Genomic DNA, 231 nt, shown 5'->3' on the forward strand with positions numbered 1-231 from the left:
GTGTTAGTAGTTGTAGTAGTATCCACCTTTTTTCTCCTTTTCTATTACCGATGTTCCAAAAGTGTATACTCCAAAAGCCACCTAAACCGGACAACATAAAAAATAAAAGTAGAATTATTTTAACTTCAGCAATAGACAACATTTCAGCAGTCAAGGCCCCCATTAAACCAGCCATCGCGCCTGTAAATACGCCTTCAACTGTACTTAACGATCCGTGAGGTAGTCCAATGA

General features: G+C 39.0%; 1 protein-coding gene. It reads right to left on the bottom strand.

The features are described 5' to 3' along the window. On the bottom strand, window positions 1-231 hold a 231-nt coding region (locus AOA62_RS32380), incomplete at both ends, for a hypothetical protein (RefSeq protein WP_218244266.1).

It is taken from the genome of Pseudomonas sp. 2995-3 (genome assembly GCF_002742565.1).
Classification (GTDB): domain Bacteria; phylum Pseudomonadota; class Gammaproteobacteria; order Pseudomonadales; family Pseudomonadaceae; genus Aquipseudomonas; species Aquipseudomonas edaphica.